At 69.5% G+C, this 16165-nt stretch carries 11 protein-coding genes; 10 read left to right on the forward strand and 1 reads right to left on the reverse strand.

Going from position 1 to position 16165, the window contains the following annotated elements:
• Positions 1-71: 71 nt before the first annotated feature.
• The 10 genes from AC07NI_RS07650 (at position 72) to AC07NI_RS07695 (ending at position 14289) form a co-directional block, all read left to right on the forward strand.
• Complete coding sequence (locus AC07NI_RS07650) at positions 72-656, forward strand: DUF1003 domain-containing protein (RefSeq protein ID WP_494617552.1); 585 nt, start codon at positions 72-74, stop codon at positions 654-656.
• Positions 649-3243 (forward strand): bifunctional lysylphosphatidylglycerol flippase/synthetase MprF, encoded by a 2595-nt coding sequence (gene mprF / locus AC07NI_RS07655; protein ID WP_494617554.1) that lies wholly within the window; start codon positions 649-651, stop codon positions 3241-3243. Before AC07NI_RS07650 ends, mprF begins: the two co-directional genes overlap by 8 nt.
• Before the next feature lie 69 nt (positions 3244-3312).
• Positions 3313-4743: an AcvB/VirJ family lysyl-phosphatidylglycerol hydrolase gene (locus tag AC07NI_RS07660; protein ID WP_494617558.1), complete on the forward strand. Its 1431-nt coding sequence runs from the start codon at positions 3313-3315 to the stop codon at positions 4741-4743.
• A gap of 103 nt (positions 4744-4846) precedes the next feature.
• On the forward strand, positions 4847-5260 hold the full coding sequence (locus AC07NI_RS07665; RefSeq protein WP_494617561.1) for a helix-turn-helix domain-containing protein: 414 nt from the start codon (positions 4847-4849) through the stop codon (positions 5258-5260).
• A gap of 160 nt (positions 5261-5420) precedes the next feature.
• A complete protein-coding gene (locus tag AC07NI_RS07670) occupies positions 5421-5894 on the forward strand; it encodes a GatB/YqeY domain-containing protein (RefSeq protein WP_494617563.1) in 474 nt (157 codons plus the stop codon).
• 96 nt (positions 5895-5990) lie between these two features.
• A complete protein-coding gene (locus AC07NI_RS07675) occupies positions 5991-8831 on the forward strand; it encodes a TonB-dependent receptor (protein WP_494617565.1) in 2841 nt (946 codons plus the stop codon).
• On the forward strand, positions 8819-9409 hold the full coding sequence (locus AC07NI_RS07680) for an RNA polymerase sigma factor (RefSeq protein WP_494617567.1): 591 nt from the start codon (positions 8819-8821) through the stop codon (positions 9407-9409). The genes AC07NI_RS07675 and AC07NI_RS07680 overlap by 13 nt, the downstream gene beginning before the upstream one ends.
• Complete coding sequence (locus AC07NI_RS07685) at positions 9399-10370, forward strand: FecR family protein (RefSeq protein ID WP_494617569.1); 972 nt, start codon at positions 9399-9401, stop codon at positions 10368-10370. The genes AC07NI_RS07680 and AC07NI_RS07685 overlap by 11 nt, the downstream gene beginning before the upstream one ends.
• Before the next feature lie 130 nt (positions 10371-10500).
• Positions 10501-13143: a TonB-dependent receptor gene (locus AC07NI_RS07690; protein WP_494617571.1), complete on the forward strand. Its 2643-nt coding sequence runs from the start codon at positions 10501-10503 to the stop codon at positions 13141-13143.
• 99 nt (positions 13144-13242) lie between these two features.
• Positions 13243-14289, forward strand: a complete 1047-nt coding sequence (locus AC07NI_RS07695) for a phosphatidylinositol-specific phospholipase C domain-containing protein (RefSeq protein WP_494617573.1) — start codon at positions 13243-13245, stop codon at positions 14287-14289.
• On the opposite strand, the gene AC07NI_RS07700 is transcribed toward AC07NI_RS07695, so the two are convergent.
• Complete coding sequence (locus tag AC07NI_RS07700) at positions 14270-16162, reverse strand: PhoX family protein (protein WP_494617575.1); 1893 nt, start codon at positions 16160-16162, stop codon at positions 14270-14272. The genes AC07NI_RS07695 and AC07NI_RS07700 overlap by 20 nt on opposite strands.
• Positions 16163-16165 lie beyond the last annotated feature (3 nt).

Consider the following 16165-nt stretch of genomic DNA (forward strand, 5'->3'; position numbering starts at 1 on the left):
GTTGCCGCCAAGCGCGCGTCAGGCGGCGGCGCGATCACTCCCCCGCTCACCGAACGCGGAGGACCAAGGCCATGCGCGACGCCATCCTGAAACTGGACGCCGAAGCCCGGCGACTGCTGGGCCACGGCTTTCGCGAGCTGGAAAGCGAAGAGCGTCGGGTGATCCTGCAGATCGTCCGCCGCGCCACGATCGCCCGCAACGTCGCCGACGAGGCCGACGAGGCCGCCTCGTTCGGCCAACGCCTGGCCGACCGGGTCGCCGAGATCGGCGGCTCCTGGGGCTTCATCATCAGCTTCGTACTGTTCCTGGCCGTCTGGGCCATCGCCAACCTGGCGATCCTGCCGCGCTTCGGGATCCGGCCGTTCGACGCCTATCCCTTCATCTTCCTGAACCTGATCCTGTCGATGGTCGCCGCCATCCAGGCCCCGATCATCATGATGAGCCAGAACCGCCAAGCCACGAAGGACCGGGCGGCGGCCGAGCACGACTACGAGGTCAATCTCAAGTCCGAGCTGGAGATCATGGCCCTGCATGAAAAGCTGGACGCCCTGCGGACCCGCGAGCTGGCCGACATGACAGCCCACCTGATCGTCCTGGCCCAGGACCTGGCCGACGAGCGCCGCGCCCGCCCGGTCAGCGAGACCGTCGATGTCTGACGTGGCCCAGACCGGCTTTACGCCGGGCCAGAACTCCGCTCCCTTGGGCGACATGGGACAGGGCGGCTTCGGGATCCTCAAGACCGTGCTGGCGCGCTTGGCGCCGGTCGTGCTGCTGGCGGCGGCGGCTTACGTCCTGTGGCGCGAGCTGCACGGCCTGTCGCTGGCTGCGGTGGCGGGTGAAATCCGAGGCTGGGGCGTCGGCCGCCTCGCCCTGGCCGCCCTGATGGTCGCCACCAGCTACGGCCTGCTGGCCGCCAACGAGCAACTGGCCCTGCGCTGGGCCGGCGTGAAGATCCCGCTGCGCTCGGGCCTGACCGTCTCGTTCATCGCCTACGCCTTCGCCAACAGCATCGGCCTGACGCCGATCGTGGCCGGGGCCGTGCGGGCCCGGCTTTACGGCCGCCATGGCGCCGATGTCGGCAAGGCCGCGCGCACCACCCTGTTCTGCGCCGTCGCCTTCGCCCTGGGCCTGGCCACCTTGACCGGCGCCAGCCTGCTGACCGCCCCACCGGCCATGTTCCAGACCCTGCACATCGCGCCAGCCCTGGCGCGCGGCGCCGGCGCGGCGCTGCTGGTCTTTCCGCTGGCCTATCTCGCCGCCTGCGCCCTGGCGCGCGGAACCCTGCGCGTGTTCGGCCGGACCTTCACCCTGCCGCCCCTGCCCTGGGCCCTGGCGCAATGGGCGATGGGCGTGGCCGACAATCTGGTCACCTCGGCCCTGGTCTGGATGCTGGTCGGCAACGCCGCGCCATCCTTCCCGGCCTTCGCCAGCGCCTACGCGGTCAGCACCGCAGCCGGCCTTTTCTCCGGTCTCCCTGGCGGCGTCGGCGTGTTCGAGGGCGCGATGCTGGCCCTGCTGCCGAACCTGGATCGCGCCGCCCTGGCCGCCGCCTTCGTCGGCTATCGCCTGTTCTACTACGTCATCCCGCTGGTCCTGGCGGCGGTGCTGCTGCTGGCCCAGGAGTCCGGCGCGCGGCGCGTGGGGCTGATGGCCCGCCGCGCCTGGCGCGAGGCCGGTCCCGCCGTCACGGGCCTGGCCGCCTTCGTGCTGGGCGGAGCTCTGGTGCTGATCGCCGTCGGCCGCATCCCCACCGATCGCCTCGGCTTCCTGCGCTCGGTCGTGCCGCTGATCGTGGTCGAGACCAGCCACCTGATCTCGCTGGCCGCCGGTCTGGCCTTGATGGTGCTGTCGCTGGGCCTGTTCAGGCGCCTGGCCAGCGCCCGTCTTGTCGCCATCCCCGTCGCCCTGGTCGCCGCCTCGACCGCCCTGCTGCGCGGACTGGATTTCGCGCCGGCCTGCGTCGCCCTGGTCCTGGCCGGGGTACTGCTGACGTCCAGGCGGCTCTTCACTCGCAGCGGCGCGGTCGATCGCGACGAGCTGGCGCCGTGGCTGATCAGCGGCGTGCTAGCGGTGTTCATCGGCTCCATCGCCCTCGGCGCCTGGATCTACGAGCGCGCGCCGTTCGAGACCCGCCTGCTCACCCACTTCGGCTACCACGCCGACCATGCCCGCTTCATGCGCTCGATCGCCCTGCTGGGCGGGCTGATCCTGGTCGGCGGCGTCTGGCGGCTGGCGCGTCTGCCCCACGCCTCGGCGCCGATCGCGCCCCTGGCCGAGCTGGAAACGATCCGGCCGCTGGTCGAGGCCTCCCCCGACACCACCGCGCGCCTGGCCCTGACCGGCGACAAGGCGATCCTGGCCACGCCGGACGCCTTCCTGATGTACGGAGCCGAGGGCTCCAGCCTGATCATGTTGGGCGACCCGGTCGGCGATCGCGCGGCGGGCAAGGACCTGCTCTGGCGCTTCCGCGAGCTGGCCGACCGCCAGGACGCGCGGCCGGTGATCTATCACGCCAGCGGCGAGCGGATCACCGACTACCTGGACCTGGGCCTCTCGGCGCTGAAGCTGGGCGAGGAAGCCCGCGTGCCCCTGGCCGAGTTCGACCTGGCCGGTGGCGCGCGGCGCAACCTGCGCCAGAGCCACACTCGAGGCCAGCGAGACGGCCTGCGCCTGGAGGTGATCCAAGCTCCCATCGCCGACGACCTAATGGCGCACCTGAAGACGGTGTCCGACGCCTGGCTGCTGGACCATGGTGGTCGGGAGAAGGGCTTCTCGCTGGGCCGCTTCAATCCTGACGTCCTGCGCCACGACCCGATCGCCCTGGTCTGGCAGGGCGAGGACCTGGTCGCCTTCGCCAACATCTGGACCGGCGGCGGGGTCGAGGCCTCGGTCGATCTGATGCGCCACACCGACGACGCCCCGCGCGGGACGATGGACTTCCTGTTCGTCGAGCTGCTGCTGTGGGCCAAGGCGCAGGGCTTTGCCTGGTTCAATCTCGGCATGGCCCCGTTGTCGGGTCTGGCTGACCACCATCTGGCCCCCTTCTGGCACAAGCTCGGCCGCCAGATCGCCCGACGCGGCGGCGCCTACTATGGCTTCGAGGGCCTACGCGCCTTCAAGAACAAGTTCGATCCGGTGTGGACACCGCGCTACCTGGCCGCGCCGCCGTCGGGCCTGGCCGCCGCCCTGATCGACGCCACGCGCCTGATCGGCCGGGAACCTCCGCACCTCACAAATTCGTAAGCTGGACGGCAGGCTGGCGAGAGGCCGGTTTGAGAGAACACCCTCGACGCCAAGTCGAGAGAGCCTCCCATGTCCGTCCGCAAGATCCTTCTGACCACCACCACCGCCCTGGTCCTGTTGACCGGGGGCCTGATGGTCACGCGCGGCGGCCTGGGCTCTGCGGCCAATGCGGCGCCTGTCCCCACGCCAGCGGTGACTTCCATGACCAACGCCCCCATGACCGAGACGCCGTTCCACTACGGCTCCGTCGGCGCGACGACGATCTATCGTCGCGGGACCGAGCCCGGCCGGTTCGTGATCCTGATCTCCGACAAGACGGGCTGGACCCCGGTCATGACCGACCTGGCCCGCCAGCTGACCGCGTCGGACGCCACCGTCGTCGGGGTCGACCTGCCCCGCTTCCTGGCCGCCGCCCAGCGCGAGGCCGGCAATCATGGGCTCTATCCGGCCGGCGACTTCTCGGAACTGGCTCAGGCGGCCCAGAAGGCCCTGAAGTTCGGCGGCTATCACAAGCCGATCCTGGTCGGTCGCGGGGCCGGCGCGGCCTTGGCCTACGGCACGCTGGCCCAGTCTCCGGCGGGCATCTTCCAGGGCGGCGTCGCGCTGGACTTCACCCCCGCCTTGACGACGGCCCATCCGCTGCTGACGGGCGATGGCGGTTTGACCCACGTGGCCGCGCCAAGCGGCTTCACCTATCAGCCGGCGGCGAAGCTCAGCGTTCCATTCGTCAGCCTGCAGGCCGTCGATGGCGCTCGGGACTTCTTCGACAAGATTCCCAGCGCCCGCGTCCAGCCCCTGGCCGCCGGCTCCGCCCTCGCCCCGCAAGTCGCCCAAGCGCTTGCGGCCGTCGCCCCCGTGGCGGCTCCGCCCCGCGTCTCGACCGCCCAGCTGGCCGGCCTGCCGCTGATCGAGGTCCCCGCCGCGCCCGGCGGCGACACCCTGGCGGTGTTCTATTCCGGCGACGGCGGCTGGGCCGGCATCGACCGGGGCCTGGCCCAAGGCTTCGTCAAGGCGGGCGTGCCGGTCGTCGGCTACGACTCCCTGCGCTACTTCTGGACCAAGCGGACCCCGCAGCAGGCCGCTGACGACCTGACGGCCGTGATCCGCCACTACCAGGCCGCCTGGGGCAAGAAGCGGGTCATCCTGGCCGGCTACTCCTTCGGCGCCGACGCCCTGCCGATCATCGTCCAGCACCTGCCGGCCGATATTCGTAGCGACGTCCGGGTCGTGGCGCTGCTGGGCACGGACTCCACCGGCGAGCTGGAGTTCCACCCCGGCGACTGGCTCAACGCCAGCGCCAAGGACAGCTACACCATCGCCCCTGTCCTGACCGCCCTGAAGGACGTGCCGATCGTCTGCATCTACGGCCAGCAGGAGCACGACGACGCCTGTCCGGTGTTCCCTGCCCAGGTGCGCAAGGTCGCCTTGCCCGGCGACCACCACTTCAACGGCGACTACGACGCCGTCGGACGGGCCCTGAAGGACGCCGCCGGCCTCTAGCAGGCGACGCCGCCCGATCCATCGACCTTCTCCCGATCCAGAACGGCCGCGCCTTGTTCGCTGGCGCGACCGTCTCTCTCACAGCGAACCCGAGGAAATGACCATGAAGACCGGAACCGAAGCCCGAACGCCCAACCTCGTCGACCAGCATGTGGGCGGTCGCGTGCGCGTGCGCCGCAAGATGCTGTCGCTCAGCCAAGCCGACCTGGCCTCGGCCCTGGGCCTGACTTTCCAACAGGTGCAGAAGTACGAGCGTGGCGCCAACCGGATCAGCGCTTCGAAGCTCTACCAGATCGCCCAGACCCTGCAGGTCCCGATGTCGTTCTTCTTCGACGGCCTTCCCGACCCGACCGGCGACAACGACGTCACCGCCTCGCGCGCCGAACAAAGCCTCCAGACCTTCCTGATGACGTCCGATGGACTGGCCCTCGCCGAAGCGTTTCCGCGCATTCCTCGGGGTCGTGTCCGCCGGCAGGTTCTGGACCTAGTGCGGATGATGGCCGACGGCGCGACATGACGTCGGGCCCGCGCCGCCTGCCTTATCCGAGATATATGGGATCGTTGCGCTAGCGGGGCGGGGATTTAGCCCGGATAGCGCCTGGTGACTTACGCCTCGCCCGTACTCTTGGATATCTGCTACAGCGCTATCGAATACAGTGAACTGAAAGGACGACGGCATGGCTTTGCTCGACGCACTCAAGGCTGACCAACTGGCGGCGCGCAAGCTGAACGACCGTCTGAAGGCTGACGTGCTCACCACATTGATCGGTGAAGCGACGCAGATCACGACCGAGGAATTCAAGCGCGGCGTGACGGAAGTCACTGACGAAAAGGTCGTCGCGACGGTCGCGAAGTTCGTGAAGAACACGAAGCTGACGCTGGAAAACCTCGCGACCGAACGCGCGCGCCTGATCGAAACCGGCGGCGATGCGTCGAAGGTGGACGAGCGGGCCAAGGCGGCTGAAACCGAACTGACGATCCTGTCCTCGTATGGCCCAAAGCAGATGACGGAATCGGAACTGCGCGAGGCCATCAACGACTTCCGGGCCAAGAACCCCGACGCCAATGTCGGGACCATCATGGCCTATCTGAAGACGAGCTTCGGCGGTCAGTATGACGGCAAGGCCGCCAGCGCGTTGGCCAAGGCCTAAAGGCGCAGTCTCACGGAAGGCCGTTGACGGTGTCGTCCAACTGTCATGGGTGATCGATAAGCAGGCCCGAGCTTTCCTTGGGCCATCACGCCGGGCATGTCCGCCTGTTTCCGCATCTGTGTGATCGGGGTCGCCCTGCTCCTGCCGGCCCACGCGGCGATCGCCGGCGCGCCAGCCAGCCTCGGCGACAACCTCGTGAAACTGGCGGCGGAACGAGACATCGTGATCCTCTACGCGCCAGAGCTGGTCGCGGGCCGGACCGGTCGGGTTGTGCCGCCAGGCCTGTCGGCCCGGGCGGCGATCGAGGCGCTGCTGGTCGAGACAGGGGCCAGCGTTCGCGAAGTGCGACGGGGCGTCTTCGTGCTCGAGAAACGCGGTGACGCCGCGCCTCCGCGACCGATGCCCGCGCTCGAAGATGCGCGCCCCAGCGAGGTCGAGGTGGTGACCGTCACGGCCGCCTACGCCGCCAGCCTCGACCGGTCCCTGGCCCTCAAGCGCGCCTCGGCCTATGCGCTGGACGCGGTCAGCGCCGAGGACATCGCCCGCCTGCCGGCCGCCAACGCCGCCGAGGCGCTGCAGTTGGCGCCGGGTGTCAGCCTGGAGCGGCACCGGGGCGTGGGCCTCTATGTCAGCGTCCGGGGCCTGGGCCCCCAGTTCCAGAACGTGCTGCTGAACGGCCGCCCGCTGGCCATGAACGACCTCGTCGAGAACGGCGGCTTCCGGGGGCGGCAGTTCCGCTTCGAGGTCCTGCCCGCCGACGTCATCGACCAGATCGAGGTCGCCAAGTCGACCACCGCCGACATGGACGAGGGCGCGCTGGGCGGCAATATCGATGTGCGAACGTTCAAGCCGCTGGATCGCGGGCGGCGCTCGGTCGTCTCGGTGCGCATGTCCGAGGGTCGGGCCGACCAGCACGATCCGTCCGTCTCCGGCGTGTGGAGCTGGGTCGACGACAGCGGACGCTTCGGCCTACTGGCGGGCGGCGTGGTCGAGCGGCGGCGCATCCGCAACGACCGCCTCTACCAGACCGGCTGGAACCTGAACCGCTTCACCAGCGTGCTCGGCCCCGGCCTCTACACCCCGACCCGCACGCGGCCGACCATCGAGCTCGAGGACCGCCGCATGGCCTCGGGCGACTTCACCCTGCAGTGGCGACTCTCGCCGCACTGGCGGCTGGACATCGACCTGCTGGCGACGCGGCTGGACGCCCACTACGACGAGTACGGCCTGGACATCTATCCCGACGACGCCTCGATCTCGAGCCCGCGCTTCACGCCCGGCAGCCAGGTCATCAAGGGCGACACGGTGCAGGCCGGGATCATCCAGGACGCCCGCTGGATGGCATCGCAGGAGACCAGCCTCAACCGTCACGACCTGTTCGCCTTGGGCATGCACGAGCAGTGGACGGGCGGCGCCTGGACGGTCGACGCCGACTACGCCTTCTCGCGCGCCCGCAGCTATCATCCGGACGGCCGGGGCACGGTCCGCGCCCGCGTCGCCTTCTACGCGCCGCTGGAATACGATTTCAGCCACGGCCTGGCCGGCGGCCCGACCCTGCGCACGACCCGCGACTACGCCGATCCCGCCAGCTTCACCGGCCAGACCTTCGACTACACTTGGAAGGACTCGCGCGACACCGACCAGCTCTACCGGCTGGACGCGCGCCGAGACCTCGGCGACGACAAGCTGTCGTTCGGCTGGGAATCGCACATCCGCAAGCGCGACTACCGGCGACGCGACTGGAACTTGAACACCCTGGTCGGCACGCCCCTGACCAGCCTGGGGCCCCAGTACTACGGCCGCACACCGTTCGACGATTTCCTGTCCGGGACGCCGGCCGACCTGCCGCGCCGCTGGGTCGCGCCGAACGCCCGCGCCTTCTACGATCTGCTCTACACCCCCGCCGTCGCCGCCCAGGCGCCGTCCCTGTCAGATCTGCGCAACTCGTTCGTGGTGCGCGAGGCGATCACCTCGGCCTATGCCCGCTACGACTTCGCGGCCGCCGTGTTGGGCCGGCCGGTCAGCGGCGATGTCGGCCTGCGCTATGCCCGCACCCGCCAGACCTCGGTCGGGGTGGTCTCCAGCGGCGACGATCCCCTGCCCGCCCAATGGCTCAAGGACTATGGCGACTGGCTGCCCAGCGCCAACCTGCGGGTCGACCTGACCTCGACCCTCCTGCTGCGCCTGGCCGCCTCGCGGGTGGTCAACCGGCCCAACGTCATCGACAGCGCCCCGCGCATCACCCTGGCGCGCGACACGCCGACCGCCAACGGCGGCAATCCCGAGCTGGCTCCGTTCCTGGCCACCCAGGCGGACGTCTCGCTGGAATGGTACTTCCCGGGCGGCGGCGCGGTCAGCCTGGCGGCGTTCGACCGGCGGCTGGACAACTACATCACCGCCCAGAACACCTTTATCGATGTGCCGGGGCGCGGCCAGATCCTGCTGTCGACCAACGTCAACGGCGGCGACGCGCGGCTGCAGGGCCTGGAGGCCACCTTCAGCCGGGTATTCCGCGAGCTGCCGGCGCCATTCGACGGACTGGGCGTGCAGGGCGCGGCGACGCTGGTGCGCAGCCAGGCCAACTACTTCGCCGGCGACCGGGTGATCCGCAACGCCCTGCTGGGCCTGTCGCGCTCGACCTGGAGCGCGCTGGTGTTCTACGAGAAGGGCCGAGGCTCGGTGCGACTCGGCTACAACTGGCGCGGTTCGTACCTGACCTCGATCGGCAGCTCGGTCACGGCGCCGGCCACCACGGCGGCGTTCGGATCGCTGGACGGGGCGGCCTCGTGGCGGCTGAACCGCCAAGCCACCCTTTCCCTGGAGGGCGTCAACCTGGCCGACGCCCGCCGTTACGTCTATGGCGAGACCCGCGACCAGCCGATGGAGATCCATCACTGGGGCCGGTACCTGTCCGCGAGGATGAGATGGGCGTTCTGACCTTCCGTGGCGCGGGCACGCGCGCCGATCCGCCCGACGGGCCCAGCGAGTCCGCGCCGGCCAATCCGCCGCTGGAGGCGCCGCGCTTCGAGGCGCTGGTGTCGCGCTATCGTCGTCCGTTGCTGCGTTTCTTCCAGCGCCGGTCGGTCGGGGTCGAGGACGCCGAGGACCTGACGCAGGAGGTCTTCATGCGGCTGTCGCAGCGGTTCTCGCGCCTGCATTGGGGCAATCCGGACGGGCTGGTGTTCACGGTCGCCTCGAACGCCCTGGTCGACCACGAGCGTCACCAACGCTCGCGCCAGCGCGGACGCCATGTCGAGGTCGATCCCGCCCTGCCCGCCGACGAGCCGAGCGCCGAGACCACCCTGGCCGGACGCGAGCGGCTGGCCAAGCTGGTGGCGGCCCTGGACGACCTGCATCCGAACGCGCGCGCGGTCTTCGTGCTCTGCCGCTTCGAGAACCTGACCCAAGCCGAGGCGGCGCAGCGGCTGAACCTGTCGCTCAGCGCCGTCGAGAAGCACATGATGAACGCCCTGGCGCGCCTGCGCGACGCCATCGAGACCGCGCATGACGCCTGACGAGACCTTCGATCCCCGCCGCCTGATGGCGGCCAGCCTGACCCGTCCGCTGAGCGCCGACGAACAGGCCGCCCTGGACGCCTGGTCGGCCTCTTCGGCCGAGGCGCGCGAGGAGATCGCCCGCACCCGCGAGGTGTGGCTGGCCATGGGCCTGGCCGCCGACGATCCGACCGTCCGCGCCCTGCGCCGCGACGTCCGCCGCGAGGCGCGCCTGGACCGCCCAGCCGCGCCGGACCGCCGCCCGCTGATCGTGGGCCTCTCGTTGCTCGCCGCCGCCCTGGTCGTAGGCGTGGTCGTGAAGGTCCAGCCTCAGGTCGACACCTATGCCGCGCCCGCCCACGCCTCGGCACGCCTGACCCTGGCCGACGGCAGCCATGTCGTGCTCAGCCCCGGCGGCCGCCTGACCACCCGCTTCAAGGCCCACGCCCGCGACGTCTCGCTGGACGCCGGCGACGCCTTCTTCGAGGTCGCCCACGACAAGACGCGGCCGTTCGAGGTGGCGACCTCGGGCCGGACCCTGACCGTACTGGGCACTCGCTTCAACGTGGCCGGCGGCGGTCGCCTGACCGTGTCGCTGGTCGAAGGCTCGCTGCGTGTCAGCCAGCCCGGCGCGGCCAGCGTGCTGCTGCGTCCCGGTCAGCGCTATGTCGGCTCGGCCGGGGTCGGCGGCGACGCCCGGACGGGCGACGTGAAGGCCGACGCGGCCTGGACCGACGGTCGCGTGGTGCTGGCCGATGTCAGCCTGTCCGAGGCGGCCGAGCGGCTGTCGCGCGCTTCGGGTCGCAAGGTCGCCTTGACCAATCCCGCCCTCGCCCATCTGCGCCTGTCGGGCTCGATGGACATCGGCCGGATGGACGATGTCGGCGCGGCGCTGGAAGCCCTGCTGCCGGTGCGCGCGCGGCTCACCCCCGGCGGAGACCTGAATCTGTCTCCGGACGAGAGATCGTCTCGGCACGGATAAAATCCAGACTTTTCAACAGGATCGTCGCAAATATTTCACCGACCTCGGACTGTGGGTCGGCGTCGGCCCTTCCGTTCTTCTGCCCTGACCCGCGCCTCCCCGCGGGCCCAGCAAAAGATCGGGGGATATCATGTCCAGTTCGAAGTTCCTGTCCGCGCCCTGCGCGGGCGCCGTCGCCGTCCTCGCCTTCGCTGCCCTTGGAGCGGGCCAGGCCCAAGCCGCCGACACTGCGGCCGCGCCCGCCGCCGAACCGGCCGACGCCGTCGACGCCGTGGTCATCACCTCGTACGGCAAGAGCCTTCAGGCCGCCGCCGCCCTGAAGCGCTCGGCCGAGTACGGCCTGGACGCCGTCAACGCCGAGGACATCGGCAAATTCCCGACCCGCAACGCCGCAGACGCCCTGCAATTGGTCACCGGCGTGACCATCGACCGCCAGCGCGGCGCGGGCCTCTATGTCAGCGTCCGGGGCCTGGGCCCGCAGTTCCAGTATACCGAGCTGAACGGCCGCTCGATCGCCGTCAACGACCTGATCGAGAACGGCGGCGCCAAGGGCCGTCAGTTCCGCTTCGAGGTGCTGCCCACTGAGCTGATCTCGCAGATCGAGGTGGTGAAGACCCCGACCGCCGACATGGATGAAGGCGCCCTGGGCGGCAACATCAACATCAAGACCTTCAAGCCGTTCGACCTGGGCAAGAAGGCCGCCTTCTCGGTGCGCGAGACCTATGGCGACGTGCGCAAGAAGGCCGATCCGTCGGTTTCGGGCCTGGGCAGCTGGACCAATGCCGACAAGACCATCGGTGTGCTGGCCTCGGGCCTCTATGACGAGCGCCACGTCCGCAACGACCGTCTGTACCAGACCGGCTGGAACCTCAACAAGTTCACCTCGGTGCTGGGTTCGGGCCTCTATACGCCCACCCGCACGCGTCCGACCGTCGAGACCGAGCACCGCAAGCTCTATTCGGGCGCGATCTCGGGTCAGTGGAAGCCCAACAGCGACTTCCAGACCGATGTCGACCTGCTGGTGACCCGCCTGGACGTCGACTATGACGAGTTCGGCCTGGACATCTATCCGGACGACACCACCTTCGCGACGCCGCAGTTCGTGGCCGGCAGCCAGAAGGTCGTCGGCGACACCGTCGTGGCCGGCACGATCAACAACGTGCGCTGGATGGCCTCGCGCGAGACCAGCCTGAACCGCCACGACCTGACGGTCTTCGGCATCAAGCAGGCCTGGACGCCGGGCGCCTGGAGCTTCAACGCCGAGTACGGCTATTCGCGCGCTCGCAGCTACCACCCGGACGGCAAGGCCACGACGCGTGACCGGATCGCGTTCTTCGCGCCGCTGACCTTCGACTTCTCGCGCGGCTACACGGCCATCCCTCAGCTGACCACGACCGTCGACTACACCAACCCGGCCAACTTCGTCGGCCAGGCGTTCGACTACACCTGGAAGGACTCGCGCGACAGCGACGAGACCTTCCGCCTGGACGGCTCGCGGGTGTTCGACAGCTGGTTCAGCAAGGTCGCGTTCGGCGTCGAACAGCACAACATGAACCGCACGTACCTGCGTCGCGACTGGGTGCTGAACGACATCCTGAACACGCCGCTGACGACCCTGGGCTCCAACTTCTACGAGCCCATGCCCTACAAGGGCTTCCTGAGCGACTTCGCCGGCAACACGCCGCGCACCTGGGTCACCCCGACCCGCAACGCCTACTACGACAAACTGTACACCGCGGCCGTGGCGGCCCAGCCGTGGTCGGCGGCCGACCTGCGCAACTCGTTCATCGTCGACCAGAAGATCCACAGCGCCTATGTGCGCGGCGACTTCAAGTTCGGCCTGGGCGGCGTGCCGGTCAGCGGTAACCTGGGCGTGCGCTACGCCGAGACCAAGCAGTTGGCCAGCGGCACGCTGACCAGCGGCACGACGCCGGTGCCGGTCGGCTATCTGAAGGAATACAAGAACTGGCTGCCCAGCCTGAACCTCAAGTTCGACCTTAGCGAAGACCTGGTCGGCCGCCTGTCGGCCTCGCGCGTCGTCAACCGCCCCAACGTCACCGATAGCGCCCCGCGCATCAGCGTCAGCCGTGACTCGCCGACGGCCTCGGGCGGCAATCCGGACCTGGATCCGTTCCTGGCCGACCAGTACGACGCTTCGCTGGAGTGGTACCCGGCCCCGACCACGGCCGTGACCGGCGCGGTGTTCATCAAGACGATGGACAACTACATCACCGCCCAGAACACCACGATCCAGGTGCCGGGCCGCGGCGACGTGCTGCTGTCGGCCAGCGTCAACGGCGGCGACGCCGAGGTGCGCGGCTTCGAGGCGGCTTATAACCAGTCGCTGTCGTTCCTGCCGGGCCTTCTGGACGGCCTGGGCGTCCAGGCGTCGGTCACCCTGGTGGACAGCAAGGCGAACTATTTCGCCGGCAACCGCCAGATCAAGGACGACCTCGTGGGCCTGTCCAAGACCAGCTACAATCTGGTCGGCTACTACGAGAAGGGCCCGATCAGCGCCCGCCTCGGCTGGTTCTGGCGCTCGCGCTATCTGCAGTCGATCGGCAGCACCACCGCTGCCCAGTCCTACATCGCCGCCTATGGCTCGCTGGACGGCTCGCTCTCCTACCAGATCACGCCGCAGTACGCGGTGACCCTGGAGGGTTCGAACCTGACCGACGAGGTCCGCTTCACCTACGGCAAGACCGCCGACCAGCCGATGGAGATCTATCACTGGGGCCGTACGGTCTCGCTGACGCTCCGCGGCAAGTTCTAAGCCATCCCCTGAACGCCCTCTCCTCTTAGAGGTCGTCACCTTACGCGGACCGGTCGCATCCCGGCCGGTCCGCGCTTTTCTCATTCTCACGAGGTCACCATGCGCTCGCTGTTCCTCGCCGCCGCCCTGTCGGTCGTCGCCTTCGCAACCCAGGCGGCCGAGGCGCCGAAGATCAACGGCCTGCACTGGCTGGGCTCGCACAACAGCTACCGCCCCGAGCTCGATCCCGCCGCCCTCGCGCACCAGCGCCAGGTGATGGGCGAGCGTTCGCGCGGCGTCGAGTATGGGCATCCGCCGATCAAGGCGCAGCTGGACCTGGGCGTCCGGCAGCTGGAATTCGATCCCTACGCCGACACGGCCGGCGGCCTCTACGCCGCGCCCTACGCCAAAGACTCGGCCAAGCTGGCGATCATGAAGAAGCCCGGCGCCAAGGTGCTGCATGCCCCCGTGATCGACAATCGCACCCTGTGCCTGCGTCTGTCGGACTGCTTCGCCGAGGTGGCGGCCTGGTCCAAGGCCCATCCCGGTCACCAGCCGATCGTGATCTTCGTCAACACCAAGGAAGAGCCGTTCAACAACCCGGCCATCCCGAACCCGCCGCTCTGGACCGAGACTGACTTCGCCGGTCTGGACGCCGATGCGATCAAGGCGTTCGGCCGCGATCGGATCGTCACGCCGGACGACGTCCGAGGCTCGCGCGCCACCCTGCGCGAAGGCGTCACCGGCGGCGGCTGGCCCACGGCCGCCAGCGCGCGCGGCAAGGTGCTGCTGGTGCTGGACGCCAATCCCCGCATCGAAGAGGCCTATCGCACCGGCCATCCGTCGCTGAAGGGGCGCATCCTGTTCGGCCTCTATGCCGAGGATCAACCCGAGGCGGCGGTGTTCAACATCCAGGACCCGCGCCCGGAAGAGGCCCGCATCAAGACCCTGGTCGCCCAGGGTTTCCTGGTCCGCACACGCAGCGACGCCGACACCACCGAGGCCCGCAACCACGACCTCGCCCGCCTGAAGTCGGCGGAGCAGTCGGGCGCGCAGATCATCAGCAGCGACTACTATCCGGGCGCGCCCGATCCGCTGGACCTGAAATTCGTGGTGCGCCCGTCGTGGTTCACGCCAGCAGAAGGCCCTACCCCGTCCGCTCGATGACGATCACCGAAGGCCGGGGCGGACGCCCCTCGACGAAGTCCGGCCAGCGGGTCGCAGCCCGTTCGAGCGACGCCGAGCGTTCGGCGGGGTGCTGCACCGACAGGAACATGGCCTTGCCGTCGCGCGTGAAGGCCGGGCTGCAGCATTCCGAGCCTGGCGGCGGCGAGTAGAACAGCCGAGGCCACGCCGCCTGGGGTCCCGAGACCTCCATCATCCACAGGCCGTCGTGATCGCGCGCACCGGGACCGTCCGTGCAGACCCACATCCGCCCCTCGGGGTCGAAGGCGATATTGTCGGGCGCCTCGAACCAGTCTTCCGGCCCGGCGTGCGGATGGAAGCGAGCGCCCGACCCGGCGACGGCGGGGTTTCCGCAGAGGGCGAAGACGCTCCAGGCGAACCGGTCGGCGGCGTGATCCGGGCCCTTGCCATGATCTGGCGGCGTGAGCTCAAGGATATGACCGCCGGTGTTGTTGGCGCGGGGGTTGGCCGGGTTGGGCGCCGCCGTGCGATCGTCCACGCCGGTCAAGGCGATGTAGACGCGGCCGGTCTTTGGATTGGGCTCATAGCCCTCGGGCGAGTCCATCGGCGTGGCGCCCACCAGGTCGGCGGCGCGGCGGGTCTCGATCAGCACGTCGCCCTGGCTGTGGAAGCCGTTGGCCGGCGTCAGCGGGCCGGTCCCGAACACCAGCGGCGCCCAGTCCATCGTTCCGTCGACATGGAAGCGCGCCACGCTCAGCACGCCGTCGTCGAGCAGGTCGCGGTTGGCGGCGCGATCCTTGGGATTGAAGACCCCGTTGCTGACGAACCGGTAGCAATACTCGTACTCCCAGTCGTCGCCGAGATAGACCACCACCCGGCCGTCCGGCGCGACGACGCTGTGGGCGCCCTCGTGGGCGAAACGACCCAGGGCGGTGCGCTTGACCGGCGGCGCGGTGGGATCGAGCGGGTCGATCTCGACCACCCACTCGAAGCGGTTGGACTCGTTGGGCTCGACGCCGAGATCGAAGCGCTTGTCGACCCTGGCCCAGCCATAGCGACCGTCAGGCTCCAGATCGGTGTAGTAGCCGCGCTTCATCCGCTCGGGTTCGGGGTGATGGCGCCAGTCGCCGCCGAAGAAGTCGGCCGAGCCCTCTTCGCCCGACAGCACCGTGCCCCAGGGCGTGACGCCGCCGTTGCAGTTATCGTGCGTACCCAGGACCAGCCGCCCGGTCGGGTCGGCCTTGGTCCGCAGCTTGGGATGCCCCGCGGCCGGGCCGGAGATGCGAATGGGCGTCGTGGCCGTGACCCGGCGATTGAACGGGCTGTCAGGAACGAGCCGCCAGATCCCGTTCTCCCGCCGGACCTCGGCGACGCTCATGCCTACGACGGCCATGCAGACCCTGAGTTGCTCGTCGGTCAGCGTCGAGGCGCCGGCCTCGCGCACCACGCCCGGGAACATCAGGAACGGCACGGGGTATTCGTGATTGACCACCAGCAGGCCGCCGTCGGGGTCGTTCGACGGCAGGGGCAGGAAAGCGGTGAAATCGTTGTTGTAGCCGAACTGCCGCTCGGCGGCCGAGGCCGTCAGGGCGGACGGATCGAACGACGGAGCGTCCGACCACAGGGGATCGCCCCAACGCAGCACGACGGTGCGCTTGAAGCCCTCGGGCAAGGCCTCGACCGGGCCGATCGAGGGCGACAGCGGCTTGAAGCCGGTCGCCCCCAGAGATGGTTGGGCCTGGACGCCGAGCGGCGCGGCGATCCCCGCGGCGAGGCCCGCCATCAGCAGGCCTCGCCGGTCGATCAGCGCACCAATCGGCTCGCCCCCGCGCGGCCGGCCGCAGGCGGCGCGGCCCTTGTCATCATGGACGCGCGAGGGCCAGGTCCAGGTCATCGC

It is taken from the genome of Caulobacter sp. GW821-FHT10E02 (genome assembly GCF_059415225.1).

Coding starts and splice junctions, on each gene's coding strand:
- AC07NI_RS07650 (WP_494617552.1), top strand. CDS start 72: ATGCGCGACGCCATCCTGAAACTGGACGCCGAAGCCCGGCGACTGCTG.
- mprF (WP_494617554.1), top strand. CDS start 649: ATGTCTGACGTGGCCCAGACCGGCTTTACGCCGGGCCAGAACTCCGCT.
- AC07NI_RS07660 (WP_494617558.1), top strand. CDS start 3,313: ATGTCCGTCCGCAAGATCCTTCTGACCACCACCACCGCCCTGGTCCTG.
- AC07NI_RS07665 (WP_494617561.1), top strand. CDS start 4,847: ATGAAGACCGGAACCGAAGCCCGAACGCCCAACCTCGTCGACCAGCAT.
- AC07NI_RS07670 (WP_494617563.1), top strand. CDS start 5,421: ATGGCTTTGCTCGACGCACTCAAGGCTGACCAACTGGCGGCGCGCAAG.
- AC07NI_RS07675 (WP_494617565.1), top strand. CDS start 5,991: ATGTCCGCCTGTTTCCGCATCTGTGTGATCGGGGTCGCCCTGCTCCTG.
- AC07NI_RS07680 (WP_494617567.1), top strand. CDS start 8,819: ATGGGCGTTCTGACCTTCCGTGGCGCGGGCACGCGCGCCGATCCGCCC.
- AC07NI_RS07685 (WP_494617569.1), top strand. CDS start 9,399: ATGACGCCTGACGAGACCTTCGATCCCCGCCGCCTGATGGCGGCCAGC.
- AC07NI_RS07690 (WP_494617571.1), top strand. CDS start 10,501: ATGTCCAGTTCGAAGTTCCTGTCCGCGCCCTGCGCGGGCGCCGTCGCC.
- AC07NI_RS07695 (WP_494617573.1), top strand. CDS start 13,243: ATGCGCTCGCTGTTCCTCGCCGCCGCCCTGTCGGTCGTCGCCTTCGCA.
- AC07NI_RS07700 (WP_494617575.1), bottom strand. CDS start 16,162: ATGACCTGGACCTGGCCCTCGCGCGTCCATGATGACAAGGGCCGCGCC.